The following is a 712-nucleotide window of genomic DNA, read 5'->3' on the forward strand; positions in this document are numbered from 1 at the left end:
AGACAGCATTACGTTTGAGGATAACGGCGAGCAACTGACCGGGGAAGGCAAAAACCCACCGACCATCGACAGCAAAAACATCTGGGAAGACCCTGAAGGCACTTACCATGTGAAAGTCAAGGCGGGGGGTAAAATCGGTAAGTGGGAAATCACCACCAAAATAGACGGCAAGCCGCTGGACACCAAAACAGAAATCAACTTCGATGCGAATAAGGGGGATTTGGTCGATCCGAATAAATCCACGTTTGTTGCCAAAGAAAGTGAGTTGCCCAATGACGGTGACACCACGGTGATTGAAGTGGATTTGAGGGACAAGGATAACCAGCCCATCACAGGAGCTGAAAACAGTATCAATATGATACCGAATAACAGTGGGCTGTACGGTTCAGGCAAAAAAATGCCAACGGTCGACAAATTTAAAGAAGTCCCAGTGGGCAGCGGCCATTATCAGGCGACGGTGACCGCCGGCGATAAAAAAGGCAAATGGGAATTAGCCCCCGAAGTGTTCGGTAAACGGATAGAGACGAAACCGACGACCGTCACATTTGGAAAATCACTGGCCGATAAATTGAACCCGATCAGTCCTGAGGTTGATCCCGCTGATGGCAGCAATGCCCTGCCGGCCGACGGCAACACCAAGAAGACCCTAAGAATCAAATTGCTGGATAAAGACAAAAAGCCCATCCTCGGGGCCAAAGACAGCATCATCGTG

The 712-nt window shown here is 49.7% G+C and carries 1 protein-coding gene; it reads left to right on the forward strand.

Annotated elements, in window-relative coordinates; all coding sequences use genetic code 11:
• Positions 1–712 (forward strand): Ig-like domain-containing protein (locus FE392_RS17350; protein WP_319931450.1); only part of this gene is annotated, 712 nt, incomplete at both ends.

Origin of the sequence: Xenorhabdus santafensis, from assembly GCF_033949405.1 — a bacterium.
GTDB classification, from domain to species: domain Bacteria; phylum Pseudomonadota; class Gammaproteobacteria; order Enterobacterales; family Enterobacteriaceae; genus Xenorhabdus; species Xenorhabdus santafensis.